At 39.7% G+C, this 25,440-nt stretch carries 25 protein-coding genes and 1 pseudogene; 3 read left to right on the top strand and 23 right to left on the bottom strand.

What is annotated here, in order from left to right; translation table 11 throughout:
* Nucleotides 1–52: 52 nt before the first annotated feature.
* On the bottom strand, nt 53–940 hold the full coding sequence (locus tag HYD28_05505) for a cation transporter (protein QLE08463.1): 888 nt from the start codon (nt 938–940) through the stop codon (nt 53–55).
* Nucleotides 927–1,658: a transglutaminase family protein gene (locus HYD28_05500; protein ID QLE08462.1), complete on the bottom strand. Its 732-nt coding sequence runs from the start codon at nt 1,656–1,658 to the stop codon at nt 927–929. The genes HYD28_05505 and HYD28_05500 overlap by 14 nt, the downstream gene beginning before the upstream one ends.
* 79 nt (nt 1,659–1,737) lie before the next feature.
* Between HYD28_05500 and cadR the strand changes: the two genes are divergently transcribed.
* The gene (gene cadR, locus HYD28_05495) at nt 1,738–2,127 is read left to right on the top strand and encodes a Cd(II)/Pb(II)-responsive transcriptional regulator (protein QLE08461.1); all 390 of its coding nucleotides are present in this window, start codon (nt 1,738–1,740) and stop codon (nt 2,125–2,127) included.
* A 547-nt stretch (nt 2,128–2,674) separates the two neighbouring features.
* Here the strand turns inward: cadR and HYD28_05490 are convergent.
* A pseudogene (locus HYD28_05490) lies at nt 2,675–3,016 on the bottom strand (recombinase family protein).
* A gap of 433 nt (nt 3,017–3,449) precedes the next feature.
* On the opposite strand from HYD28_05490, the gene HYD28_05485 reads away from it, so the two are divergent.
* Together HYD28_05485 and HYD28_05480 are read left to right on the top strand one after the other, a co-directional pair.
* A complete protein-coding gene (locus tag HYD28_05485; GenBank protein QLE08460.1) occupies nt 3,450–3,971 on the top strand; it encodes a DUF305 domain-containing protein in 522 nt (173 codons plus the stop codon).
* A gap of 1 nt (nt 3,972) precedes the next feature.
* Nucleotides 3,973–4,704, top strand: a complete 732-nt coding sequence (locus HYD28_05480) for a glutaredoxin (GenBank protein QLE08459.1) — start codon at nt 3,973–3,975, stop codon at nt 4,702–4,704.
* A gap of 216 nt (nt 4,705–4,920) precedes the next feature.
* Here the strand turns inward: HYD28_05480 and HYD28_05475 are convergent, their stop codons facing one another.
* From HYD28_05475 to HYD28_05380, 20 genes are all read right to left on the bottom strand, one after another.
* Complete coding sequence (locus HYD28_05475; protein QLE08458.1) at nt 4,921–5,271, bottom strand: hypothetical protein; 351 nt, start codon at nt 5,269–5,271, stop codon at nt 4,921–4,923.
* 50 nt (nt 5,272–5,321) lie between these two features.
* Entirely contained in the window at nt 5,322–5,693 is a 372-nt protein-coding gene (locus tag HYD28_05470) for a cation transporter (GenBank protein ID QLE08457.1), read from the bottom strand.
* Nucleotides 5,694–5,703: 10 nt separating this feature from the next.
* Nucleotides 5,704–6,126 (bottom strand): hypothetical protein, encoded by a 423-nt coding sequence (locus tag HYD28_05465; protein QLE08456.1) that lies wholly within the window; start codon nt 6,124–6,126, stop codon nt 5,704–5,706.
* Complete coding sequence (locus HYD28_05460; GenBank protein QLE08455.1) at nt 6,110–6,775, bottom strand: isoprenylcysteine carboxylmethyltransferase family protein; 666 nt, start codon at nt 6,773–6,775, stop codon at nt 6,110–6,112. The genes HYD28_05465 and HYD28_05460 overlap by 17 nt, the downstream gene beginning before the upstream one ends.
* Nucleotides 6,768–7,103 carry a DUF2933 domain-containing protein gene (locus HYD28_05455; protein ID QLE08454.1) on the bottom strand — a complete coding sequence of 112 codons (336 nt, stop codon included), beginning with the start codon at nt 7,101–7,103 and terminating at the stop codon, nt 6,768–6,770. Before HYD28_05455 ends, HYD28_05460 begins: the two co-directional genes overlap by 8 nt.
* Nucleotides 7,104–7,112: 9 nt before the next feature.
* Nucleotides 7,113–7,466 (bottom strand): cupredoxin domain-containing protein, encoded by a 354-nt coding sequence (locus HYD28_05450; protein ID QLE08453.1) that lies wholly within the window; start codon nt 7,464–7,466, stop codon nt 7,113–7,115.
* An 11-nt stretch (nt 7,467–7,477) separates the two neighbouring features.
* Entirely contained in the window at nt 7,478–9,721 is a 2,244-nt protein-coding gene (locus HYD28_05445) for a copper-translocating P-type ATPase (protein QLE08452.1), read from the bottom strand.
* A 101-nt stretch (nt 9,722–9,822) separates the two neighbouring features.
* Nucleotides 9,823–10,236, bottom strand: a complete 414-nt coding sequence (locus HYD28_05440; protein QLE08451.1) for a MerR family transcriptional regulator — start codon at nt 10,234–10,236, stop codon at nt 9,823–9,825.
* A 299-nt stretch (nt 10,237–10,535) separates the two neighbouring features.
* Nucleotides 10,536–10,958 (bottom strand): hypothetical protein, encoded by a 423-nt coding sequence (locus tag HYD28_05435; protein ID QLE08450.1) that lies wholly within the window; start codon nt 10,956–10,958, stop codon nt 10,536–10,538.
* A gap of 631 nt (nt 10,959–11,589) precedes the next feature.
* The gene (locus HYD28_05430; protein QLE08449.1) at nt 11,590–12,450 is read right to left on the bottom strand and encodes a copper resistance protein B; all 861 of its coding nucleotides are present in this window, start codon (nt 12,448–12,450) and stop codon (nt 11,590–11,592) included.
* Nucleotides 12,447–14,270 (bottom strand): copper resistance system multicopper oxidase, encoded by a 1,824-nt coding sequence (locus HYD28_05425; GenBank protein ID QLE08448.1) that lies wholly within the window; start codon nt 14,268–14,270, stop codon nt 12,447–12,449. Before HYD28_05425 ends, HYD28_05430 begins: the two co-directional genes overlap by 4 nt.
* Before the next feature lie 27 nt (nt 14,271–14,297).
* A complete protein-coding gene (locus HYD28_05420) occupies nt 14,298–14,768 on the bottom strand; it encodes a nuclear transport factor 2 family protein (protein ID QLE08447.1) in 471 nt (156 codons plus the stop codon).
* Nucleotides 14,769–14,783: 15 nt separating this feature from the next.
* Nucleotides 14,784–15,671, bottom strand: a complete 888-nt coding sequence (locus HYD28_05415; protein QLE08446.1) for a CopD family protein — start codon at nt 15,669–15,671, stop codon at nt 14,784–14,786.
* Between the two features lie 19 nt (nt 15,672–15,690).
* Nucleotides 15,691–16,038, bottom strand: a complete 348-nt coding sequence (locus tag HYD28_05410; protein QLE08445.1) for a copper resistance protein CopC — start codon at nt 16,036–16,038, stop codon at nt 15,691–15,693.
* Between the two features lie 24 nt (nt 16,039–16,062).
* On the bottom strand, nt 16,063–17,895 hold the full coding sequence (locus HYD28_05405) for a 2Fe-2S iron-sulfur cluster binding domain-containing protein (GenBank protein ID QLE10492.1): 1,833 nt from the start codon (nt 17,893–17,895) through the stop codon (nt 16,063–16,065).
* Nucleotides 17,895–18,602, bottom strand: a complete 708-nt coding sequence (locus HYD28_05400; GenBank protein ID QLE08444.1) for a PepSY domain-containing protein — start codon at nt 18,600–18,602, stop codon at nt 17,895–17,897. Before HYD28_05400 ends, HYD28_05405 begins: the two co-directional genes overlap by 1 nt.
* The gene (locus HYD28_05395) at nt 18,595–21,759 is read right to left on the bottom strand and encodes an efflux RND transporter permease subunit (GenBank protein QLE08443.1); all 3,165 of its coding nucleotides are present in this window, start codon (nt 21,757–21,759) and stop codon (nt 18,595–18,597) included. Before HYD28_05395 ends, HYD28_05400 begins: the two co-directional genes overlap by 8 nt.
* Before the next feature lie 14 nt (nt 21,760–21,773).
* Nucleotides 21,774–23,516 (bottom strand): efflux RND transporter periplasmic adaptor subunit, encoded by a 1,743-nt coding sequence (locus HYD28_05390; protein ID QLE08442.1) that lies wholly within the window; start codon nt 23,514–23,516, stop codon nt 21,774–21,776.
* The gene (locus tag HYD28_05385; protein QLE08441.1) at nt 23,516–24,943 is read right to left on the bottom strand and encodes a TolC family protein; all 1,428 of its coding nucleotides are present in this window, start codon (nt 24,941–24,943) and stop codon (nt 23,516–23,518) included. The genes HYD28_05390 and HYD28_05385 overlap by 1 nt, the downstream gene beginning before the upstream one ends.
* Complete coding sequence (locus tag HYD28_05380; protein ID QLE08440.1) at nt 24,943–25,440, bottom strand: DUF411 domain-containing protein; 498 nt, start codon at nt 25,438–25,440, stop codon at nt 24,943–24,945. The genes HYD28_05385 and HYD28_05380 overlap by 1 nt, the downstream gene beginning before the upstream one ends.

Genomic DNA, 25,440 nt, shown 5'->3' with positions numbered 1-25,440 from the left:
GCCTAATTAAGCTGCTTTTTATATTGTATGCCCAACATTTTATTGATAAAGCTTACTGCGCTTCATCCCGACAATTTTCATTTAAAAACTCAAACTCTATCGTTGTATGCGATAAATGATAGGAAGATAATTTAGCTGCAACTTCTTGTTTAAGCCTAATTAATTCTTTAACGTCAAAGTTGTCACTCAGCTCAAGGTGCGCTGTTAAAACGTGACTTTCACCATCTAGTGACCAAAAGTGCATGTGGTGGATACCATTAACTTCAGGAAATTCCATTAGTGATAGTTTAATACGCTTTTGAGTCTCTTTATCGGGTGCAGCTTGAAGAAATAAAACGAGTGTTGATTTCAGGTTTTTGAAAACATTAAACAAGATGAACAGCGTGAACCCTATTGATAAAAGGGGATCTAATATCGGCAGTTCAGCGAACAACAGTACGATAGAGACTATAAGAACGGCAACCCATCCAAGTACATCTTCAAGAAGGTGCCATGTCAGCACTTTCTCATTTAATGTTTCACCCGCTTTTAATTTTAATACCGCATATCCGTTAACGGCAACGCCGAGTATCGCTAGCCCTAACATCCCCTCGACTACAGGCATTTCAGGATTGGACAGCCTTGGAATTGCTTCAAATAAAATCCAAATTGAGCCAATGATTAAAACAATACTGTTTATCAATGCGCCAAAGAGAGTAAGTCTACGATAACCATAACTAAACTTATCTGATGCTTCTTTATCTGAAAAACGACTTAAAATCCACGCAAAACCTATTGAAAGACTATCACCAAGATCGTGAACTGCATCTGCCATTATCGCAGTACTGTTAGTGAGCCAACCACCTATAAATTCGATAATAGTAAATGTCACATTCAGAAAAAATGCCCAACCAATACGATCATCTTTAGAATGCTGATGACTGTGACTATGGTTGTGCATTTTGTACCTCCAGTGCTTTTGTATTTCTAATTTTTGATACATTCATATTAATCAAATGGCGAATCACACCTTGATACATCCAACGTTTTACTCCCGACAAATTAGTACCCTTTTCAAGATAAAACTCATCAGGGGAATCATAAAGCCCAAAGTCGTCATGAATACCTTCTTTTTGAATATAGGTATCTTGGCCGCACCAATTTGTGTTTGGTGAAGAGAAACACTTTGTTGCAACACCATAGACACAAAAGTCATCTTTTGCTTGGCTAAATTTCTGCTGTAGTGAGCTTAAGTATTGCTCATCCAATATAAAGCCCTCTAAGTTTATCCAGCGTCCATCGAAATAAACTTCTACCCAACTATGAATGATGTATTTAGGTGCTAACCAAAATACATAGCTAGGTATAGCCCCTTTTTGTAATTGCTGATCAATGGTAAAACCATGGAAACGACACTGGATACCTAGTCCACGCAATAGCGCCATTAACAGATTACCCTTAGTATTACATTGCCCATAACCATCTGCTAGTACATCGCTTGCTGCTATATCATCACTCTTGTTATAGCCAAACATTATTTCATCTTTCACAAATTGGTATGCTGCTCCAATTTTGTTGAAATCGTCTAAGCTTTGCCATCCTCGCTGATCGATCAGGGATTGGATATCTTTGTGTTCAAAATTAACGATATTCGTATTGTTTAAATATTTCTCGGTCATTTTTTATATATCCTTTTCGTTGCATACTTATACTACAGACTCTATAGTAACTATAGAATCAAATGTCTGGGGGAAATTGATGAAAATAGGCGAATTGTCTAAAAAATCGGGCTGTTCTATACAAACAATTAGATATTATGAAAGAGAAGGATTACTGTTAAATCCAAACCGTTCAGAAGGTAATTTCAGGCTGTATGATAGTAAAGCACTTAAACAATTGGAGTTCGTAAAACATTGTCGCAGCCTAGATATATCACTCAATGATATTAAACGTCTTATCGAATTAAAAAATAAGCCAGAAGAAAGCTGCTCTAGCGTTAATGCATTAATTGATCAGCAACTTGCACTAGTGAATAAACGCATGAAAGAATTAAGGGCGCTTAAAGCTGAATTACAACAGATGGCTAGTGCTTGTGGTTCGAACAATACTATTGAAGCATGCGGGATCATTAAGTCACTAGATAGTTAACTCTGTTAGAGGCATACGGGCAGAATATAGAACATTAATCGACTATTGCATGTCCTAAATGTGGACAGATAAAAACGGAAGAAATGCTGACAAATTCATGTCAGCGGTATCACAAGTATGAGTCACACAAGGTTTTGCCAAACTATTGAATGGTGACTGGTGTGTTTACTTCTCATATGGAACAGCAAAATTCCGCCAATTCTAGAACGACAAAATTAGTTGCAGCCGTTAATGCACTAGAGTGTTTAAATTGAAGTTTATTATTGACTCTTCAACGTCTGCTTTACACTCTGAATTTTCGTTAATAACTCAAAAGCTAACTTCCGCTTTTGGCTAAGTGAAGTCATAAGGTATTCATTGATGCTAATGTTCGCAATGTCGGAGGAGCTGCCGTTAGCAAATAGCATCAAATTATCGTAATATAACTGATTGAGTCTCAGATATTATGATTAAAAAATCATACTTTCATAAAAAGAGAGATTGGCGGCATCCCTTTAAAACCTTTCAGTCTAAAATGAGATCAATCTCAATCATTATGCACAGTCACAAATACTCCACATAGGTTGATCATGGCAGTGGCAAACGGATTATCATTTTTGGTATTGAGAGAGCCGTCGATAATATTCAAACAAGCACCTTTCTTATGGATGCTTTCAATTGCCTCAAGAATAGATTTTAACGACCGTCCCAAACGGTCGAGGCGAGTAACAATAACTTCATCACCTTCCCTGATAAAGTCGATGAGTTCCTAAAGCTTTTCTTCATTTCGAATCGAAGCACCAGACTGTTTGCCTTGGAATATTTTTTCACAGCCCTGAGCGTCCAACTTGGACAGTTGAACATTTAAATCTTGTTCTTTAGTTGAAACTCTTGCAAAACCAACTTTCATATATACGAAACCTGTAACTTTCGCACACCTTAACAATTAAATGAACGAAAGTATATTAAATAAATTTCGTACATGAACGTAATAAAAAATAGAAATTCGTACACTACGGATAGAAAATGAATGACAATTCTAACTATAAAGTGACTTAATTATTTCACACGCTTCACTTGTACACGAGCTTGCCATTTGTTGAAGCTCAGCTTGTAGTGCTTTGAGTTCTCCCATTAGATTGTTAACTAAAGCCAATTTAGCCTGTGTCTATCATAAGTTCAAAACTTAAACTTTAGATATAAGCTGAAATTGAGTCAATCGTATTACAAATACTCTTATTGATACTGGCTCATTACTTGCACTTTTTCGAGAACATGACCACATGTAGAGAATAATAGGCTAACAGTGGGAAATATTTACACTATCAATGTAAGGATTACTTATGAAATACTCAAGATTTGCTGCAATGATCATCACCTCAACCATTGCTATGTTTGTCATGATGTATCTCAACACTTACGCAGTATCACATATATGGTTTAGTGAAACGCGTATCTATATGGCGTTGTATATGGGAGCAGGTATGGCAATGATCATGCTGGCCTTTATGCTTGGCATGTACAGTAACAAGAAGCTCAACATGGCTATTTTTCTATTGGCGACAATACTGTTTGCCATATGTCTTTATCTTGTTCGCTCTCAAAGCACAATTTCTGACACTGCTTACATGAAAGCGATGATTCCTCATCACTCCATTGCTATTCTTACTAGTGAGCATTCAACTTTGGAGGATGTACGCGTGCGTGAATTGGCAAATGGTATTATTAAAGCCCAACGAAAAGAAATAAAAGAAATGGAATGGCTGATTAAAGATATTTCTGAAAATGGAAAGGTCAGCTCACAAGCTCAGGCTGAGCAACGACCGCTCCCAAAGTTTGAAGGCACACTGAACAAAGGAGACTAAGATGACTAAGACAGCTACCCTGTACAGAATGGTCACTGACGAACATATCTGCCCCTATGGTTTAAGGTCGAAAGATTTGCTGGAGAGGCAAGGGTATGATGTAGAAGATCATAAGCTCACGTCAAGACAACAAGCTGATGACTTCAAAGCTAAGCATGATGTCAAAACTACGCCACAAACCTTTATTGAAGGAAAGCGTGTCGGAGGATACGATGACTTAAGAGAGTATTTTGGTAAAGATGAAGCAGGTCAAACTGGCACAACCTACACGCCCGTTGTAGCCATTTTCTCGATAGCTGCACTTCTTGCTGTCGCGTCTCAACATTTTGCTTCCGGCTCATTTATCTCCATCAGAACACTGATGCTATTTATAGCTTTTTCAATGACGCTCTTAGCGGTGCAAAAACTGAAAGACCTATACAGTTTCACAAATTCGTTTATTACTTATGATTTACTAGCGATGAGATGGATAAGATATGGTTATATTTATCCCTTCATTGAAGCATATGCAGGTATTGGTATGGTTGCCCAACTACAGCCTCTCGCAGTGGCACCATTTTCATTGTTTATCGGCACAGTTGGAGCAATTTCAGTTTTCAAAGCCGTTTACATCGACAAACGCCAGTTAAAGTGTGCCTGTGTAGGCGGCGATAGCAGTGTGCCACTTGGATTTGTATCGCTATCTGAAAACTTATTTATGATCGCGGGAGCATTGATTATGCTGCTGATGTAAAGGTATAGCTCTATTCGGCGGCCCCTTAACTGTTAAGATTAGACCTAGGATGCCAGCCCACACCTTTCTAATTCATATGTAACATTTTTTCTGTCGTACTGGCATCAAGATAACCAGAACTGAGCAAACAATCTCAAAGGTTGTACAAAATAACACTAAAGTTTTTTCATTAAGTTTTATTGTTATGCTCTTGTGGTGGCTTTCGCCACCACTTTATTAGTTTTCAAGTTCCACCATATCTTTCGCTGCAATGTCACCAGACACTAGCTTTACAGTTGCGAAATGATCATTCACAATTTTAGTAATTTGTACCGTTCCTACCTTTTCGATAGTGTAGGGATCTTCACCTTCACTCAATACTATTCTTTCATGGAATCTAATAACACTGTATTTTTGCCCAACCTCTGCGCCATGCTTAGCACCAATACAGATTAGAGTTCGATTATCAGAACTTTCTACTACCTGACCTCTCATCATGTATTTATGATAAAAAGTGGTATTGGAACAACCCACTAAATATAAACCGAATGTAAGCAATAAAAGAGCTTTTATATAGGGTGTTTTCATCACTGTTACCTCATTTGACTAACTAATTATCTATACACTTTTTTATGAATTCATTTGTTTTTCCGGCCAGCCCCCGAAGGTGCTTGATGACAACTCCAAGGCTTATGAACAGAGTTATCTTTGATGTTCTGATCAACAAATTTATAGTAACTTTCTTTAGTATGTGTCCACCAATCATCATGAACATCTGCGCCATACTTACGGATTACCTCCTCAATCCCATCAAGGCTTACGTTTGCGGCATCATAGGCAAGGTGTATTTCACCTTCTTTGATGTTGTAACTAACTTCATCTATACCAAAAAGCTGATCTATTTCTTTTACTAACTCGTCACAGCTTTCTTCTGTGACATTGCTAAGCTTTAGGTTTCGAACAACTAAATTTTGCTCTTTAACGCCAACTCTATGATTTAAATCGCTCATAATTTTTCTCCTAATGTTTGTGTGAATGCTGTTGATTGCTATCTTTCATTTCTTCCATTTTACGGTTCATCTGCGGCATCATGTTCCCCATCATTTCTAAATGATGTTCAGCCATCTTGATTTGTTGATGCATTGGCATTTCTTCCATGTTTTTGTGCATGGATTGCATCATCTTCATCATTGAACGGTGATGTTCAACCATCATCTGCTGTTGCTTTTCAGGATCTTTTTCAGTTTTAATGGCATGGACTTCCTTTTTCATTTCCATCATCTTTTTGTGCATTTCTCCCATGTTCTCATGTGGTATTGCCATGCCTTGATGCATATCAGCTTTGTTCGCACCTTCATGCTTATGCTCATTGTTTTGGGCAAATGAGCTAGTGGTTATAAGTAGTGAACTAATAAATAAAATTGATTTAGTTAACGTTTTCATGATTTTTACCTTCTACACTTTTATTAAAATTTGGGATCCAACTTGGTGTCGATTCCATATACCTGTGGTACTCCGAACCAAACTCAGCAATCGCTTGTGCTTCTTCGCGTTTCGCTAGCTTGACGTAAACAACGACTAAGATCGGAAACATCGCAAGTGTTGGGATTGTCGGCCACTGCAATAAAAAGCCGAACATGATTAGAATGAAAGCTACATACTGTGGGTGGCGACACCTTGCATACCATCCAGTTGTAGCCAATTGATGATGTTTTTGCGCGTGATGCAATACATTCCATGCTGAAGACAACATAAAGAAACCTGCAACAATTAACACCATACTCACTATATGAAATGGGTCCCAATGGGCATCACCTTGAAATCCAAAGAAAGTATGTAATAGATGCCCATTTTCATGCGCAAAGAAATTTACTTCTGGATAGGTCTCCGTCAGCCACCCCGACAGAAAATAGATAGTTAAAGGAAAGCCATACATTTCAGTAAATAGGGCAACAATAAAGGCAGAGAACGCGCTTAGACTTCTCCAATCAGTTGATGTTTTTGGTTTGACAAAACTAAAGGCAAAAAAGATAAAAATTGCTGAGTTCAGTATCACCATTGACCATAAGTCATAATCATATGTTTCATTCATCACTGCTCTCCTTTTTATGTGATTCCTTACGTGCCTTTTCTAACCCTTGTATGTAGCCATCGCGATAGGCTGCATTTTTATCCGTGAGTTCTTGAAAGCTCTCTTCCTTTTTTTCATCAGGCGCATGTGAATGATCGTGACCATGTTTACCATGACTGCCATGCATAAATACGTGCATCAAGGGGCATAGCAATAAAATCAAGTAGGGAAGAAATTGCAGCATATGTTGACCATGCTCAAGCACTAAGAAGTAGGTCACTGCGGCAATAAGTGCCAGTGCAGCCCAGCCTGTAGGTGTTGACCAAAAATTAGGGTGTTGATTTTTCATATTGCCCTCCTAAACGACTTTTAAGACACCGCGATACATTTGCATCTGACAGTGAAACTCATGCTCTCCCGGTGATAAGTTCAATAGGGTAATTTGAGTAATTTCATTTAATTTAAGCTGTTCGCTTATATCCAATGAAGGAATAAGCATTGTTTCAGCGCAGGGGGATTGATCTTTGCGCATAAACTTCAGAGTGACAGGTTGGCTAGCAGACACCTGAATTGAGGATGGGGAATACACACCATCCCTCACTTCAATGAGTACTTCATTACCTTGAACGATTGTTTTATTGGGTTTATATAGCCAAAACCACCAAACAATCAGCGCGATTAACATTAAGCCTAATAAGTTAATAACCATCATTGTGATTCTCCTTAATGCTCTTTTGCTTTAAAAAAGCGAAGTCGATTTGCATTTGACACTACAGTCAATGACGAAAACGCCATTGCAGCACCTGCAATTACAGGGCTAAGCAGAATGCCAAAGAAGGGATATAGAACCCCCGCAGCAAAAGGAATCCCGGCTACGTTATAGACAAACGCGCCAAACAAGTTTTGTTTGATATTTCGTAAAGTAGCTTTGCTTACCGCTATGGCATCAGCAAGGCCATGAAGTGAACCACGCATTAGGGTAATGTCAGCACTTTCGATAGCTACATCAGTCCCTGTGCCTATGGCGAAGCCAACATCGGCTAACGCTAGCGCAGGAGCATCGTTGATGCCATCTCCTGTCATACCAACAATTTCGCCGCCTTCTTGTAGCTCTTTCACCTTGTTGGCTTTATCTTCTGGCAGCACTTCAGCAAGAAACTCACTAATACCCACTTTTTTAGCTACGGCGGCAGCGGTTTCCTTGTTATCACCCGTTAACATGATGACGCGTATACCATTAGCCTGAAGCCGTTTGATAGCAGAGATTGAGTCTGACTTGATAGGATCTGCAACAGCAATGATTGCTGCAAGTTCACCATCTACAGCAAAGTACATAGGTGTTTTGGCTTCTTTGGCTAAAGACTGTGCTTGTTCAACAAAGCCTGTGAGGTCTATGCCTTTTAACTTCATTAGTTTATCGTTTCCGAAAAGCAGGGCTTTGTTGTTGCAGCTTGCTTCTACACCAAAACCCGTAATGGCGTTAAAGGCTTCAATTTTTAGTAACTCAATATCCTGATCTAACGCACTTTCAACAATCGCTTGCGCTAAAGGATGCTCTGAGCCGCTTTCTAAACTTGCTGCAAGCTGTAGTACGTCTTTTTCGTCAGTAGCTTTTGCTAAAATAATATCGGTTACCTTAGGTGCCCCTTCAGTAATAGTGCCCGTTTTATCTAAAATCATGGCAGTGATTTTAGAGGCGGTTTGCAGTGCCTCACCGTTGCGAATAAGCACTCCGGCTTCTGCTGCTTTTCCTACTCCCACCATGACAGACATGGGTGTTGCCAAGCCTAAAGCACACGGGCAGGCAATAATAAGCACAGTAGTTGCTGAAACGATGGCAAAAGCAATGGCTGGCTCAGGTCCAAAGTTAAGCCATGCTAGCGCACTTAACACAGAGGTGATCATCACGACAGGTACGAAAAAAGCTGAAATAACATCGGCCAAACGGCCAATCGGCGGTTTCGAATTTTGTGCTCGTTTCACCATATTGATGATCTGTGCAAGCGCCGTGTCTTTACCAACGCGTGTGGCTCTAAATAAAATCATGCCTGATTTGTTCAAAGTACCTGCGACAACCTCATCTTCTTCAGCTTTTTCAGCAGGCATAGGTTCGCCTGTCAGCATGGACTCATCAATAGAGGTGTGTCCTTCCAATACCACGCCATCGACGGGAATTTTTTCACCCGGTTTTACCTTCACAATATCGTTAAATAAAACCTGCTCAATACCTATCTGAACTTCTTTGTTGTCACGAACCACGGTTGCTGTTTTGGCTTGCAAGCCGATAAGACGTTTAATGGCCTCAGAGGTTTTACCTCTGGCTTTGATTTCTAATGCTAAACCTAAATCAATTAAGCCAATGATCATGGCGGTAGCTTCAAAATAAACATGCCGTGCCATCAATGGAACAGCGTCAGGTGCAAACACGACAACCATCGAATACAACCAAGCCGTGCCTGTTCCTAAAGCAATTAGGGTGTCCATATTGGCTGAATGATTTTTGAAGCTCTTCCATGCTCCTACATAGAAATGCTTGCCTGAAAAATACATAACACCAAAAGTTAAAATGCCTACAACCAACCAAGAAATTCGTTCAAGGTTTGTTTCAACCGTCATTTCTCCAACTACAATGCTGTAGATCATCAAAGGAACGCCGAGTGAAAGGGCAATAAACGTATCGCGCATTAGCTTTTTGTAATATGCAAAATCCGCAGCCTCTTTCTCATCAAGCGCATCTGTTGCTGAGCTATCATCAATTGGCTTCGCGTTATACCCCACTGACTCAACAGCTTTGATCAACTCTTTTGTTTTAGCTGTCCCATAAACTGTTACTGTCCTATCAGCAAAATTCATTTCCGCACTGACGACTCCAAGAGTTGCCTTCAACGCCCCTTCAATTTTGCCTACACAGCTAGCACACCCAGCACCTTCAATGATAAGCTGTTGGTTATGTGATACTTTCTCCAACGTATTCTCCTTACTTTTACACGAAGAGGATTGAGCTTTTGCCTGACAGCAACAGCCTGATTCAGTTTTTATATTTGTGTTAGTAGCCACCCTTTTTCCTCCTATGCTTTTTTAATTTGCTCAAAGTTTTCGATGAGATGACAAACCATGTTTGCAGTCGGTGCTTTGTCTTCCATTTCTTCCCATCGAGAAAGCGCAGAAGACATTTTTCCTCGAAGTGCCAACATTGCTTGAAACTGCTTTTCTGTTTCTTCAAGCCGCTCTTTGATCAGGCTTCTGACTAATGGGCACGCACTTTTACCATCTTCAGATTCATTAATAATTTCCTTGATATCTGCAACGGAAAAACCAAGGTTTCTGGCACTTAAAATGAATTTAAGTCTCGATACTTCTTTATTCGAGTATGACTTGTAGCCGTTCACTGACTTAGCAGGTTTTAACAATCCTAATCTGGTGTAATAGCGCACCGTATCAGCAGTCGTTCCAAGGCTTTTTGCCAGCTCCGCAACTTTCATATTCACTCCTCAGTTTTTTAGCTAAGTTTGTACTCTCATCTTCAGCTTAGACCTGTGTCTAAGACACAGGTCAAGTACTAATTCTAGTGAATAAGCTAAAAACTAATTTTTTGGTAAAAGAGAAATCTCGGTCAAAATCGACAGCATTAAGTACTGTAAATAGCAATAGTTTGAGCATGTTCATCATGCCTCCAAAAAATATTGTGCTAATTGTTCAAAACGGTTGGTAATTTAAACCAATCAGTAAATCGTTTTATTTTTGATGGGACTGGCGAAAAAAAGGCGCACTGATCCCGTGATTAGCCAATAATTGGTGGACGATAAAGTAAGAGATGGATACCAGATTTTGGTAGGGGTATACGCTGTAGAATTAGCTCAGAATGAATATTGCAAATACCTTCGTCTTGCGCTTCCACAAGATAGGCATTTAAATGAAAGCTTGTACAAAAACCGCCTTCACAACAAACACAATCACCAGCTTTACATTTTTCACAGTCTTCATCACCATGACGGTTTTTAGAATCTTGCGAATTTTCAGTGTGATAGTGACTATTGTCATTCATTGATTGATGATGCATATTTTTGCTTGGTTGTATAATATGCGTGTCGGAAGATCCATTTTGATGTTCTTCACAATTCATTGGTTTAGCAATAGCAAAGCCATGCTGCGTAAGCAACAGAGTAATTACCACTATTTTAAACCACTTGAAAAGTCCAAACATTTTAATTCCTTATTTATCACCTACAATATTAGCCACTTTATAAAAATAATTTTATGATCTTGATCAACCTTTGAACTAAAACCTAAACTTTTTACTTTTTACTTTTTACTTTTTACTTTTTTAAACAGCTTTAACTTCACAAGTATAAAAGGGGTGTCTAATTTATACTCATGAGATTGAAGCCAAGCATGAGCACCATTAAAAGAAATAAAAACCCTACGCTCATAACTAGGTATTGAGTAATGGATCATTTTTCCAATTGTTCAGCTTTAAGCGCAGTACTTTGCAACAATCGGTTCTATCCCGGGCACATCCAATTCCCGTTCATCAAAAGTGATAAAATGGCCTATTGTACGTCTTTCAATGGCGATGTTTTTTGCCTTGACTCTTTAACCTTAACCATTCGCCAACTTTACTTCTTAGCTGATATTCCACCTTGATAGGTATACACCAGACTGGCACCGATTGAAAACAAGAAGTAGCTTACTATTACTGCTCTTAGTTCTTTCCAAAAAAACTATTAGCTAGGCCTTTCCTAACATAACTAAAATGGTTTAAATCCCAAAAAACGAAAGCTACCATCAATATAGTTGCGGTAGCTCTCATCAAGTCAATATAGTATTTCTTCATATCAGAGCCAGAACTTGATACCTGCAACAAAAGCAGTATCACGAGTACTTTGCCCATTTAACTTCGCAAAGTCGGCTGTATTACCAAATTTATTTGTCCACTCAACGCCAACATAGGGAGCAAACTGGCGGGTAAACTCATAACGAACCCGAAAACCAATAGCACTGCTAGACAAGCCACTACCAAGGTTATTTTGGACGTCATCCTTACCGTAAAGCGTCAACTCTGCTCGTGGTTGAACAATTAACTTTTGAGTAAGTAATAGCTCATACTCAGCTTCGATCGAAAATGCACTATTACCTTGCTCTCCTAAATACGCAGTCATATCAATTTCAAACCAGTAGGGGGCTAGACCTTGTAAACCAAAAGCTAGCCATTTGCGGTTTTCACCTTCGTTATTGTAATCAAGTCGAATACCGACTTGTGTATCCCAATAAGCAGATATTGCGTGGCCCCATAGAAAATCTGTTTGGTTCTCCTCTAAATTACCTTCGCTAAAATCTCCTTCAGTTTTGATGACTAATCTATCAAAAGTAGTGCCATACCATGCCTGAAAGTCAAAAACACCTGCGTTTGTTTGCTCATTATATTCAAGACGATCCCCTAGTAGCGCGTAAAATGAATGCTCATCTGCCAAAGTCAGTCGTTTGTCGCTACTGAGTGCATAAGGACCTTCAGTCAAAGTTGTACCTGCTGCATAAGCATGGGGGTCTCTAGCATCTTTAGGTGCATCTCCACCTTGTGCTTGCATTTTAGAATCACCCATCTCAGTCATCTCATCTTTTGCAGATACAGATACACTTATAAGGGGCAAACCTATTAATAATAGTCTTAACGTATTGGTTAGTATTAATTTTTTCATGATACAACTACCTCTCTAAACATACCTGCATCCATGTGGAATAATAAATGGCAATGCCATGCCCAGCGACCTACGTCATGAGGTGTTGTTAAAAAACTAATTCTTTGCGCTGGTTGTACAGGGATAGTATGGCGACGAACCTGTACATCACCTTTTTCATTCTCCAAATCGCTCCACATACCATGCAGGTGCATGGGATGTGTCATCATTGTATCGTTTTGTAAAATAACTCTTAAACGTTGATTATGCTTCATGTGAACTGGCGTGCTTTTTCCAAATTCCAAGCCATCAAATGACCAGCTATAACGCTCCATGTTTCCAGTTAAATGTAATTCAATTTCAGCCTCTGGCTCTTGCTGGTTTGTAATTCCCTCAAGAGAATGTAAATCTGCAAGTGTTAAAACACGGCGTCCATTTTTACGTAAACCTATACCGGGATCATCAAGGTTTGTTCTAGGCATATCAACACGCATATCAACAGAAGCTCCATACTCTGTTTTTGCATGACGCACTTTAGTGCTAGCAACAGCTAATGGGTTTTTAGTCATTCCATGTTTACTATGATCCATTGCCATCGCTCCATGACCCATTGCACTATGATCCATTTTATTAGAATTCATGCCCGACATGTCTGCCATACCTGCCATCGCGGAATGCTCACCACCTTGGGCCATATTCCCCATCATATCTGTCATCGTTAACCATTCAACGGGATCTAGAGCAGGTACTGGTGCATCAATATTAGGTGCCATTGATAAAGTACCTTTAGCATAACCTGAGCGATCCATGCTTTGTGCAAAAATCGTATATGCATCATTTTTTGGCTCGACAAGTACATCATAAGTTTCACCGGGACCAAATCTAAATTCATCTACTGTCACAGGTTCAACATTTTGTCCATCAGCTTGTACAACTGTTAACTTCAGCTCAGGTATTCTTACATCAAAAAACGTATTGCTAGAACCGTTAATAAATCTAAGCCTAACCTTTTCGCCAGCTTTAAACATTCCACGCCAGTTTGTCAAAGGCGCACAACCATTCATTAAAAAAGTCATTGCAGATGCTGATAAGTCTGCAAGATCTGTAGGGTTCATTCTCATTTTATTCCACATTTCCCGGCGTTGTAGCGCATTTGAAACGCTGCTATTTGAAATGTCATCAAAAAACTCTGGAACAGTAGGTTGATTAAAGTTAAATACATCGCTCTGTACTTTTAACTTGCGGAACAAATCCATTGGGTCATCATCAGTCCAATCAGACAATTGGATAACATGCTCATTGTCAGCACTAATAATATCCTTTTCTCTTGGCTCAATAATTAATGCGCCGTACATACCTGTCATTTCTTGAAAGCCACTGTGTGAGTGATACCAATATGTGCCGCTTTGTTGCAGCTTAAATTTATAAACAAAGGTTTCACCCGGCATTATACCTTTAAAGCTAATACCCGGTACGCCATCCATTTGATACGGAAGAATGATCCCATGCCAATGAATTGAACTCGGCACTGATAATTTATTAGTTACCCTGATAGTAACGTCATCACCTTCTCTGAGGCGCAAGGTAGGAGCTGGTATTGAGCCATTGATTGTTGTAGCCATTCTTACAACACCTGTGAAGTTTACGGGTGACTCATCTATCACCAGATCTATTATTTCTCCACTTAGTTCGGGCACAGTACCTGTTATTGTTCCAGCCACTAAAGATGAAGCAGCATGAAGAATGCTTGGAAAAGCAGCTAATATACCGCCAGCAGCTAAACCTTGTACAAAGCGTCTACGCGGTGTAGAAATTTGATGTAATGGATCTTTAATTCTCATTTTACTCTCCGAGGTTTGACCAATAAATTAGTGTGACCAATGAATGTGCTTAATTTTCCATTCACCGTTTTGCTTTTCGAGAACCATTGTTTCCATCCCTTGATAATCACGTTCTTCACCATTGTAAGTACCTTTAGTTTGACTACGCGAGGCAGAGATAGCTGTATTTCCAAGTATCGTCACTTGATGTTCAAGTGTGTCGCTCTTCATCGCTGCTAAATACTTCATATCCGACAACATATGATGATGAGCATATTCATCAGCGCTCCTTTCAACGCGGCCTCCCTCGAAAATGGTGACATCATCCGCTAACTGCGCTCTAGCCTGTTTTTGATTGCCAGTTTCAAGTGCTTGATGAAATGCCAAAACAACTTTTGCGGCTGGTGTATCTACACCTTTAAACAATCCTTTGTCTTTATTCTTATCACCATGAGCGTTTGCTGCGAAACTAAACGTCATTAATAAAACGAGTAGGATATTTATTGTTTTCATTTTCATTTTCTCTTTTAGGTTTTAATTTGCAGGGCCAACAACACTAGTAAGCCCAGCCGTTACAGATAAAATGGCAAAAGCTACTACCATTTCTATCGAGATAGATTTAGATAAAGCCTCTCTGCCTTGACTATTTTTAAGTTGTGGAACGAGTATTAGTTTATGTTTAGCAGCAAGTGCCAAAATAGACACTACAAGGGCCAATTTAAACAACAGTGTTTGTCCGTAACTTGAGCTTATTAGTGCATCAAGACTTCCGACCAATTGAATCACGAGCCAGAGGCCTGCTACCAACAATAGGCTCAATGTAAAACTTGCTTGTTTGCCAAAGCTTTCCATCAGCAAATGAAGTTCTGCATAACTTAGCTGATGGCAAGCCTGTTTTAGTGGCAATAACGCCCCAAACCACCATGCCATAACGAGCACATGCAAAATAAGCAAGCCTTTTTCAATTGTGCCTAACTCAGAAATATGACCCAGTAACGTGAATGAGTATGCAAGGATTAATAAACTCAACATTAAAGCGCTTTGTTTTAAGTACGAGTTCACAGCGAGTTTGAACCTTAAAGCTAAAGCGATTATTGCGGTAACTAGCCCAAGCGCTCGAAGCAAAGCTCCAGTGCCGACAGAGGAGTCCCACATAATAGCCAATATATCAGCGTCTATCGCCCCCTGAATTCCCTCTTCTGCCATTGCACCAGTACTGGCAAAGAACCAAGTAATATTAGCGATCAAAGCCATAACTATATAAGTTCTTGTCCACGTTAAATTCGCTATTACAGCATTAGTATGAGATTCATTATTCTCAAATATTTGCCTGAAAAATGTATAACCAGCAATACAGGCAAAGCCGACGTAAAATACAATTTTTGACAGTACAATGACTGTATTCCAGATATACATTTCCATATCAATCACACCGCCTATTTTAGTGAACCATAAAGCCGAAGCTATGTTTCATTTTATGACCATCGTTACCTAAGAAGGTTACATCCACAGCATAGTTTGCAGGAGCTAATTTAGGTAGTTTCCATGTAAATTTGCTAGTAGCGACTTTAGAAGGCTCGAATCCAAATTTAAATTCTTCGCCTTGTTTATTGGCCAATGAAACTTTTACAACCCGTACCTCTTTGGTGAACACCAAAGTTAACTCTTCTGGAGGATTCATTAGCATTGCATTATCAGCAGGCACACTTTTTTCAAGATGCACATGCGCAAATACCGCACTACTAAAAACGACACTGATTACGGTTAAAAATTTAATTAATGTTTTCATATATACCTCTATTTATTTAATGGATTAACGACTAAATTTATCTTTGAAAATTTTATTACTTGGAATCCCAGCATCTGTAATTATTTTTTCCACTTCACTCATCATTGCTTCTGGACCGCACAAGTAAAACTCAGCCAAAAGCAGTTCTGATTTTTGGTTCATATACGGCAGAAGTACTTTTTGAACATAGCCTGAGTGCCCTTGCCATTCTTCTGAAGGATTAGAAAGAGTAGGAATATAAGAGAAGTTTTTATGCTTCTCACTCAGTGACTTCAATTCATTATGGTATAGCAAGTCATCTTCAGTTCGCGCACCATAGATAAGAGTCAAACCACTTTTATCTTTATGCTTTTTCAACTGTTCAAAAATAATAGACCTCAGTGGTGCAAGTCCTGAACCCGCACCAATAAACACGCGACTAACTTTTTTATTTGAAGTGGCATAAAAATCAGAAAAAGGGCCTTTTGCAGTTATCGTTTCACCTACTTGGAGTGAACCTAAATAACTTGAACCTATTCCTGCTTTAAAACCATTCTTTGCGGTCTGCCAACGGATATTAAACATTAACTCATCAGACTCCTCGTCAAAGTTAACTAATGAGTAGTGGCGAGTTACACCGTTATGAGAAAATTTTCCATGATAGTAGCTATCCCAGTATTTTTCATAGCACTCTGGCATATCATCTGGACGTAAGCTATTCATCCCTGCTGGCACATCAAATTGCATATATGCACCAGCTTTAAATGCCAACTGTTTGCCTGATTTCAGCTTAAATTTCACTTCCTTGATAAAAGGAGTAATGAAATTAGTCGCAACCACAACTAGCTCATGATTTTCAATATTGCGATCAGTATTAACTTCAATCGAACTAATTTCAGAGAACCTATGCTGACATCCAAGCCGATAACCTTCCTTAAGTTGCTCCTGAGATAAATGTTCCTGTTCAGATAGTGTGATAGGTAATTTAGTTGAACTTAAGAACACGCATTTGCCACAAGTACCGCCACCACCGCAACCTGAAGGAAGGTATACATGTGAACTAGCTAGCCCTTCTAGTACAGTTGAGCGACCAACTGCTGAGATGTCAGTAATAGTATTTTCATTGGAAAACGTCACTGCCACTTTTTGCCTGTTAGTGCCCCAACCTAGCTTCAGTAAACCACTTCGATACTGTTGTATCAGCCAAGTAACACCAGTAATTGAAAGGAATAGCGTTGCAAAAGCAAATGCAATGATCAACCAATGGTTAAATCCTCCAGAATTGCCATAGTCCATAAAGTGAAGCTTCATCATCAGATCTTTCAATCTGAAATCATCATTGGCATGGCGAAGTACTTGACCTGTAATACTATCTAAATAAATAGTTGTATTGTTCTCATCCTCAACGGCAACTTGCCACATAGGATTTTGCTGCCTTACGTGATCAGAAAACGGAGGTTGAGATAACACTGGAGTAGTTAACTTACCCTGTCCTGAGTAGGAGTTTTTTGCCAAAGTTAGTACTTGTTCTTCAGACAAATTAAATGGCTTTCCTGTTACAGCATCAAATAGCTTTGAGTGGCGTTCTTGATAGCTATGCTGCCCCTTATCGAACACAAAATGATAGTAAGGCTGATGTAAAACCCATATAAGGTTTACTTCCTGCGGAGCATTACTAGTAATGTCTTTAATAGGGAATAGGTCAAAGCCTGTAATGCTACCTTCATGATGAGAATGAACTCTAAGTTCATTACCACTGGCTTTACTGTGATCCATCAAATTGAAGTAAAGGCCCGTTCCCAACCAAATAAGCAGTTGTAAACCAACAAATAAAGAAAGCCACTTGTGTATCGTTGTATTTAACTTAAATAGTCGCATCAAATGACTCCCTTTTTATTTGGGGAAAGCACTCGGTAATAAGTCAATACTGCGCCAGTAATTGCTCCCATTAGACCTAGAGTTGCGACCAAGAACAAAAACCAGTTAGATACGTTTTCTCCATCATAGTAATCCATAATGTGGAACCGCCACATCCAATCAAACAATCGCCAGTAATCATGACGCTTGGCAACAAGTGATCCTGTTTGTTGACTTATATAAAATGTCGGTGTGGAGAATTGCTCAAACGTCACTCTCCAAACAGGTAAATGCCTTGGGGACAACTCAGCAGGCAAGTTTGTCGCTGACTTAATCAACCTTACGCTGTCGATTTGATGATTCAGCGCATAATGGTATTGTGCGATTTCTTTAGCCTTGATTTCATCTACAAGTGCCTGAACAGCTCCAGTTTTAGCATCTATTGCTACTTTTCCATTTTCTCCATTAATAAAAGAATACAAAGGACGGCCCATACTTTGAGTAAGTGTAACTTGGCTAGCTTTAGGATAATCCGCAGCTAGCTTTACAATGGAGTAATCCATACTTGCTAAATCTATTTTGGCTTCCTCACTCTTAGCCAAGGTTTCGCCGTGTATATAGTGAATATCCATAGTCACCATATACACGCCTGTAATAGACCAGAAGAGGAATTGTATTCCGACAAATGCCATTAGCCATTTGTGATATTTTCTAGCCGTGCTAAGCATTACTTTTTAGCTCCGCCTTAGAAAGCTCCTTGTTAAAGGCGTTTAATTCTGGCTTTTTAACGATTGAGTAAATTACTGGGAGCACAATAAGAGTGAGTAGCACAGCACTTGTCATTCCGCCTACCATAGGTGCAGCAATACGACTCATAATCTCCGAACCTGTTCCTGTACCATATAAAATGGGCATCAAGCCGATAATGATTGTTGCAACTGTCATCATTACTGGACGAACTCGTAAGCCTGCACCGTGCAATAATGCATCTTGATATGCATCATCAGAGATAGGTTCAGCTCGCTCTTCAGCTTTTTCCTTAAGCTCAGCAAGTGCCTGATTGAGATAGACCAACATTATCACACCAATCTCAACCGCTACCCCAGCTAGAGCAATAAAGCCCACGCCAACAGCCACAGAGAAGTTAAACCCTTCCAGATACATCAACCATAAGCCACCAATCATCGCCATCGGCAAGGTAACGATAATGATAGCCACCTCACTAAACGCTCTGAAGTTTAAGTAAAGTAGAATAACAATAATGGCGAGTGTTAAAGGCAATACATAGGTGAGCTTTTCTTTCGCTCTTTCCATATATTCGTATTGCCCAGCCCAAGTAATTGAATAACCTGCTGGTAGTTTTAGATTATTAGCCAAGTGTATTTTTGCACTTTCAACATAAGTACCTACGTCAACACCGTCTATATCGATAAACGTCCAGCCATTTAAACGAGCATTTTCACTCTTAATTCCCGGCGGACCGTTCTCAACTCGAATATCTGCGACATCACCTAGTGCAATGCGTTGACCACTTGGTGTTACAACAGGTAATCGTGATAGCTGCTCAGGAGAGTCTCGATAGTCTTGCGGATAGCGTAAGTTAACAGGGTAACGCTCTTGACCTTCTACCGTTTGGGTAACGTTCATACCACCAATAGCTGTAGAAACCACTTGTTGAACATCTTCGATGTTTAACCCAAAGCGACTTGCCTTATCGCGTGAAATATCAACCTTGATATATCGTCCACCTGCAACTCGCTCTGAGTAAACTGATGCTGTGCCTGTAACTTCGGGTAAAATTTGCTCTATTTGTTGGCCGATTTCCTGAATCACATCAAGCTCTGGTCCGGCGACTTTAATACCCACAGGCGTTTTTATGCCTGTTGCTAACATGTCGATTCGGGTCTTGATTGGCATAACCCAAGCATTCGTTAAGCCCGGAAACTTAACCAATTTATCAAACTCAGCTTTTAACGATTCAGTAGTCACACCCTCTCGCCACTGCTCTCGTGGCTTCAATTGAATAAAGGTTTCAATCATGGTTAAAGGTGCAGGATCGGTTGCAGTTTCAGCTCTTCCTACTTTACCAAATACAGTTTCAACTTCTGGCACAGTGCGAATAAGCTTGTCTGTTTGCTGCAATAACTCCCTTGCTTTACCAATTGAAATACCGGGATAGGTAGTAGGCATATACATGAGATCGCCTTCATCCAATGGCGGAATGAATTCACTACCAATTTTATCGACAGGCCAAAAGCCAACGATAGTCACTAATATTGCTGCTACTATTGTCGATTTTGGAAACTTCATGACTTGCTTTAAAACAGGCATGTAGATAGCAATCAATAATCGGTTTAACGGGTTTTTCTTTTCAGAAACAACTTTGCCTCGAATAAAGTAGCCCATCAAAACAGGCACCAATGTGATCGCCAAACCTGCTGATGCCGCCATTGCATAGGTTTTTGTATAGGCGAGCGGAGAGAACATTCTTCCTTCTTGCGCTTCCAAGATAAATACAGGTAAGAATGAGACTGTAATGATCAGTAAGCTAAAAAATAGTGCAGGGCCTACTTCACTCGCAGCCTTAGCAACAATTTGCCAGCGATTTTCATCTGTTAGTGGTGTTTTCTCCATATGCTTGTGCATATTTTCAATCATCACTATTGCACCATCAGTCATCGCACCAATCGCAATAGCGATACCGCCTAAAGACATAATGTTGGCATTGATGCCTTGCATATACATGATAATGAACGACACCAAGATACCTAATGGCAGAGTAACAACTGCCACAATAGATGAGCGAAGATGAAATAGGAAAGCCACACAGACAATAGCAACGACTGCAAGCTCCTCTAGCAACTTGCTCCAAAGATTATCAACAGCACGATCTATTAACTTCGATCTGTCATAAACAGGGACAATCTCCACCCCCTCTGGTAGAGAAGATTTAAGCGATTCAAGTTTTTCTTTTACCCCGTTTATGGTTTGTTGAGCGTTTTCACCAAAGCGCATAACGACAACACCACCAACAACTTCGCCTTCACCATTAAGCTCTGCGATACCACGGCGCATTTGAGGCCCTAAATTAACGGTAGCAACATCACCAATACGCAATGGCGTGCCTTGTTCGTTAATACCAAGTGGGATTTTCTCTATATCACTAACTGATTGAATATACCCCGTTGCGGTAACCATATATTCAGCTTCAGCCATTTCCACAACGGATGCGCCAGTTTCTTTGTTCCCTTTTTGTAAGGCTATTTGTATTAAACTTAGAGGAATATCGTAAGCTCTCAATTTATCAGGATCTACTTGCACTTGATACTGCTTAACCATACCACCAACGGCGGCAACTTCGGACACGCCCGGAACAGTTTGTAGTTCATACTTTAAGAACCAGTCTTGAATGCTTCTTAATTGGCTTAGATCATGGTTTCCAGACTTATCTGTTAAAGCGTAAATGTATACCCAACCCACACCTGTTGCATCAGGTCCTAATTGAGGTTTTGCCGAATCAGGCAGGCTTGATGCTACTTGGCTTAAGTATTCAAGTACTCTGCTTCTAGCCCAATACAAATCAGTATCGTCATCAAAAATAATGTAGACGTAGGAATCACCAAAAAATGAGTAACCACGAACAGTTTGCGCCCCCGGCACTGATAACATCGCTGTAGTAAGAGGAAATGTCACTTGATCCTGCACTACTTGTGGTGCCTGTCCCGGATAGCTCGTCTTAATTATCACCTGCACATCAGAAAGATCGGGGAGTGCATCTACTGGTGTTTTTTGTAATGAATACAAACCACCAAACGCGATAATTAAGGTAATCAACAAAACAAAGAAACGATTGCCGATAGACCATCTAATAATTGATTCAATCATTATTTTTCTCCCACTTAATGATTAGAATGATCAACAGCAGCTTTATTTTCCTTGCCGTGTTGTTCATCTGATTCAAGAGAAATGTCAGTGATAACTAAGTCATCTCTAACCTCAAAAGTGAAAGTGACATTATCACCGACATTGAAATCAACCATTTCTATATTGTCCGCGACGATAAAATCCATCGTCGCAGCAGGTCTATCCCATTTCTCTATTGGGCCTCTGCTAATATTTAGAATCCGTGTATCAATATCAATCGCATTAATCAAACCAGATACTGTTGCTGATGATACTTCAGGCTCACTCATGATATGAATTCCAGTAATTTCATATCCACCGTCTTCGGTTTTGCTCACTTCAAAGTGCAAAGATTGACCTGACTTTAATGAGTCAATATCGACTTTTTCAGCCACAGTAAAATCCATAACCATTTCAGGCCAATCCCAAGCTTCAGCAGGGCCATGTGAAATATTAACCATGCGGTGCCCTGCCATAACACTATTAACATCCCCTTGCATCCAAACAGAGTTAGGCACTTCATCATGAGTCATTCGTTTAAAGTCAGAGCTTTTACTTGATTCAGAATCAATCAAGAATTGGGCAGATGTCACCACAACGTCATCTTCATTTAAGCCGTCTAATATTTCGATGCTGTCGATATCAACCCGGCCAATAGTCACTTCAATAGATTTAAATTGCCCATCACCTAACGCAAGTACTACTCTGTCCTGTTTACCTGTTCTAATAACGGCTTCTTTAGGCACGAGGATGGTGCTATCAGCTTGATTAGCGTGAATAGAGACTTGTGCAAACATATTTGGTTTTAATTGATAGTCTGTGTTATCAAATTTCAATCTCACTCGGAGTGTGCGTGTTTTACTGTTCAATGTTGGATAAACATAATCAACGACACCAGCCCAGTCCTCACCGGGTAAATAATCCAGTGTCATTGATACAGGAAGTCCTTTTTTAATTAAGGCTGCGTCACGTTCAAACACTTCTGCTTCAACCCAAACTTGATCTAGCTGGCCAATGCTTAATAAGGTGTTTCCCGGCTTTACATAAAAACCTTCTCTAACCTTCAAACCATCGACAACACCTGCTTGTGGTGAATAAAAGGTAATTGTTTGCTGAACCTTTCGTGTCTTTTCTAGCTTTTGAACAAAGTCTGCTGAAAGCTGTAACGCTTTTAGGCGATCTTTGGCTGCTGAAATTAAAGAACTATTGTTGCGCTTTAACGCTATTAACAGCTCTTCCTGAGCATTAACTAACTGAGGAGAATATAGTGTATAAAGAGGCTGCCCTTTCTCTACAGGGTTACCTGCTGCTTTGATGTAAAGTTTATCAATCCAGCCATCAACCCGTGGGTGGATATGAATTAGCTTATCTTCATCATATTGAACATAACCTACCGTTGAGATTTCAGTATGCATATTTTTCAGTTCAACAGGTGCAGTGCGAACCCCAAGGTTATTCACTACATGAGGCGCAATTTTTACTGCTCCGGGGCCAAAGTCATCACCAGATGATCCTTCCTCATACACTGGAATTAGATCCATCCCCATAGGCGACTTACCGGGCTTGTCCCGGCGGTAATTAGAATCCATCGGTGCAACCCAATACAGAGGCTTTTTTTCTCCTGATGTTGCTTCATTACTATTACTGTTTGAGCCAGTACCTTGATATAAACTCAATGCTCCAGCACCAAGTGCTGCCCCAATGATGATGGCAATAATTGTTTTTGTATTCGTTGACATTATTTTTCTCCAAATTGCTGACTGGATAAGTGCTGATTAGTTTTGTGTGAAGTTTGCATCGACTTATGTTCAGCATTTGAGTTAGATTGAGAATGCGCAAAGAAATAGTTGATACGAGCAACTGTTTTAAGTGCGTCAACATCAATTCTTAAAGCTGATATTCTGGTATTTAATTCGGCAATTCTTGCTCGAACAACTTCGGCAAAATCGCCATCATCATTTGTGTAGGCTGTCAATGACGCTTCTGCTTGGTCATGAGTTTGTTTAAGGAGTTGTTCTTGATAGATAGATTGTCTATCTGATAAGCGTTTAAGCTGTCTTAGTTCTTTTTCTAAAACACTGATCATTTGCTTTGTCAGTAATAGTTTCTCGGTTTTAATAGTCTCTGAATCTGCAATAGAAGCTGCAACTTGCTTATCTTGTCTGTTCTCGGTAAACAAGGGTAAATCAAACGTTACCCCAACAGAAAATAAATCAGCTCGGCTATCACCAGAGGGCATATTGTCGCGATAGGCATAACTAGCATTAACACCCCATTGCGGCTCATATTGCTGTTTGGCTAACTCAATTCCTTTTTCTGAAGCTTTGCGTTTTATATCAATCGCAAGTATGGCTGGGTGATTCGAAAGCTCCTGAGCCAATAGATTTCTTGAGTAATTAGATGCTTTTAGGACTGTTGGATTATTCAATTGAATCGAAGGCAATTCTTTTGAGACGCTAAACTCTAATGGTTGCGCGTCAAAGTTGAATGATTCATTCAAACGATCCGCATCGTAAATATGAAGCCACTCATTGAGACGAGCGATTGTCGTTTCTAGTTTCTGCTTTTGCGAAGTTAATCTGTCATCTAACTGCACGATTTCCAACTGAGCACGAATAACATCTTGCTGTCTAGTTTTACCAACAACGTTTGAATAGCTAGCTTTAGCCACTTCCGCCATCTGCTCAAAGAGAGACCAATCATCTTCAATCAATTTAATAGTTTGTTGGGCTAAGTAAGCATCTAACCAAAGTTGTGACACTTGGCTTTTCAACTTAGCTTTACGATCCTCTCGTAACAGTGGAAATTTCGTGGACTCAATTTGTAACTGGTCTTTCTTGATCTCTAGACTGTCGCCTCTCGGAAACATTTGAGAGACGCCAACCTTTAGCTGAGTCATTCCTTCCTGATCTAAATCCCAAGTATCTGTTGGTAAATTCATTATCCCTAGCGATACTTTCGGATCAGGCAAAGTACCTGAAGCAATACTTCTATTTTCAACTGCACTTTGTTTCAATCGGCTACCATGAAGCCAAGGATCATTTTGCTGAGCTAAGGTGATAGCTTGTTCAAGCGACACTACTTTCTCAGCTTGAGCTGAGAATACAGATAAGCCGAGTATTAATGCAGTTGAAAGTGAAGTAAGGTTTGAAGAGTTCAATTTCATTAGAATTGCTCCTCGTATGTCTTAACTTTTGCATAGACTTTGCTCGTTCCATCTTTAAATAGAATTAACACGTTGTATGGCATAAAGCGGTCATCGACTTCCATACCGGGAGAGCCAACTGGCATTGCTGGAACTGAAAGCCCAATCGCATTGGGATGTTCTTCTGATAAGAACTGCTGAATAAATTTAGCAGGTATATGACCTTCAAAGGCAAATCCATTTCTACTCACTGCCGTGTGGCATGAACGGTAATTAGGTTTGATACCATACTTAGTTTTGATGTTGCCGATGTTTCGGAAATCTTTGGAATGCGCAACGATCCCTTTGTCTTCAATATGAGTTATCCATTTTTTACAACACCCACAAGTAGGGGTTTTATAAACGATTAACTCCAAAGGTGTTACGTCGTTATTGTGTGCATGGTTATGTTCGTTGGCGTTTGCAAACGCAGGTGAAAGCAGCATTACTACTGCTATTTTTAAATACTTATTGATCAT

It is taken from the genome of Pseudoalteromonas shioyasakiensis, assembly GCA_013391845.1.
Taxonomy (GTDB): domain Bacteria; phylum Pseudomonadota; class Gammaproteobacteria; order Enterobacterales; family Alteromonadaceae; genus Pseudoalteromonas; species Pseudoalteromonas apostichopi.
This window is presented reverse-complemented; position numbering and strand designations above follow the sequence as displayed.

Excerpts from the sequence above, each read along its gene's own strand:
- HYD28_05505 (QLE08463.1), bottom strand. The coding sequence starts at position 940 with ATGCACAACCATAGTCACAGTCATCAGCATTCTAAAGATGATCGTATT.
- HYD28_05500 (QLE08462.1), bottom strand. The coding sequence starts at position 1,658 with ATGACCGAGAAATATTTAAACAATACGAATATCGTTAATTTTGAACAC.
- cadR (QLE08461.1), top strand. The coding sequence starts at position 1,738 with ATGAAAATAGGCGAATTGTCTAAAAAATCGGGCTGTTCTATACAAACA.
- HYD28_05485 (QLE08460.1), top strand. The coding sequence starts at position 3,450 with ATGAAATACTCAAGATTTGCTGCAATGATCATCACCTCAACCATTGCT.
- HYD28_05480 (QLE08459.1), top strand. The coding sequence starts at position 3,973 with ATGACTAAGACAGCTACCCTGTACAGAATGGTCACTGACGAACATATC.
- HYD28_05475 (QLE08458.1), bottom strand. The coding sequence starts at position 5,271 with ATGAAAACACCCTATATAAAAGCTCTTTTATTGCTTACATTCGGTTTA.
- HYD28_05470 (QLE08457.1), bottom strand. The coding sequence starts at position 5,693 with ATGAGCGATTTAAATCATAGAGTTGGCGTTAAAGAGCAAAATTTAGTT.
- HYD28_05465 (QLE08456.1), bottom strand. The coding sequence starts at position 6,126 with ATGAAAACGTTAACTAAATCAATTTTATTTATTAGTTCACTACTTATA.
- HYD28_05460 (QLE08455.1), bottom strand. The coding sequence starts at position 6,775 with ATGAATGAAACATATGATTATGACTTATGGTCAATGGTGATACTGAAC.
- HYD28_05455 (QLE08454.1), bottom strand. The coding sequence starts at position 7,103 with ATGAAAAATCAACACCCTAATTTTTGGTCAACACCTACAGGCTGGGCT.
- HYD28_05450 (QLE08453.1), bottom strand. The coding sequence starts at position 7,466 with ATGATGGTTATTAACTTATTAGGCTTAATGTTAATCGCGCTGATTGTT.
- HYD28_05440 (QLE08451.1), bottom strand. The coding sequence starts at position 10,236 with ATGAAAGTTGCGGAGCTGGCAAAAAGCCTTGGAACGACTGCTGATACG.
- HYD28_05435 (QLE08450.1), bottom strand. The coding sequence starts at position 10,958 with ATGTTTGGACTTTTCAAGTGGTTTAAAATAGTGGTAATTACTCTGTTG.
- HYD28_05430 (QLE08449.1), bottom strand. The coding sequence starts at position 12,450 with ATGAAAAAATTAATACTAACCAATACGTTAAGACTATTATTAATAGGT.
- HYD28_05425 (QLE08448.1), bottom strand. The coding sequence starts at position 14,270 with ATGAGAATTAAAGATCCATTACATCAAATTTCTACACCGCGTAGACGC.
- HYD28_05420 (QLE08447.1), bottom strand. The coding sequence starts at position 14,768 with ATGAAAATGAAAACAATAAATATCCTACTCGTTTTATTAATGACGTTT.
- HYD28_05415 (QLE08446.1), bottom strand. The coding sequence starts at position 15,671 with ATGGAAATGTATATCTGGAATACAGTCATTGTACTGTCAAAAATTGTA.
- HYD28_05410 (QLE08445.1), bottom strand. The coding sequence starts at position 16,038 with ATGAAAACATTAATTAAATTTTTAACCGTAATCAGTGTCGTTTTTAGT.
- HYD28_05405 (QLE10492.1), bottom strand. The coding sequence starts at position 17,895 with ATGCGACTATTTAAGTTAAATACAACGATACACAAGTGGCTTTCTTTA.
- HYD28_05400 (QLE08444.1), bottom strand. The coding sequence starts at position 18,602 with ATGCTTAGCACGGCTAGAAAATATCACAAATGGCTAATGGCATTTGTC.
- HYD28_05395 (QLE08443.1), bottom strand. The coding sequence starts at position 21,759 with ATGATTGAATCAATTATTAGATGGTCTATCGGCAATCGTTTCTTTGTT.
- HYD28_05390 (QLE08442.1), bottom strand. The coding sequence starts at position 23,516 with ATGTCAACGAATACAAAAACAATTATTGCCATCATCATTGGGGCAGCA.
- HYD28_05385 (QLE08441.1), bottom strand. The coding sequence starts at position 24,943 with ATGAAATTGAACTCTTCAAACCTTACTTCACTTTCAACTGCATTAATA.
- HYD28_05380 (QLE08440.1), bottom strand. The coding sequence starts at position 25,440 with ATGATCAATAAGTATTTAAAAATAGCAGTAGTAATGCTGCTTTCACCT.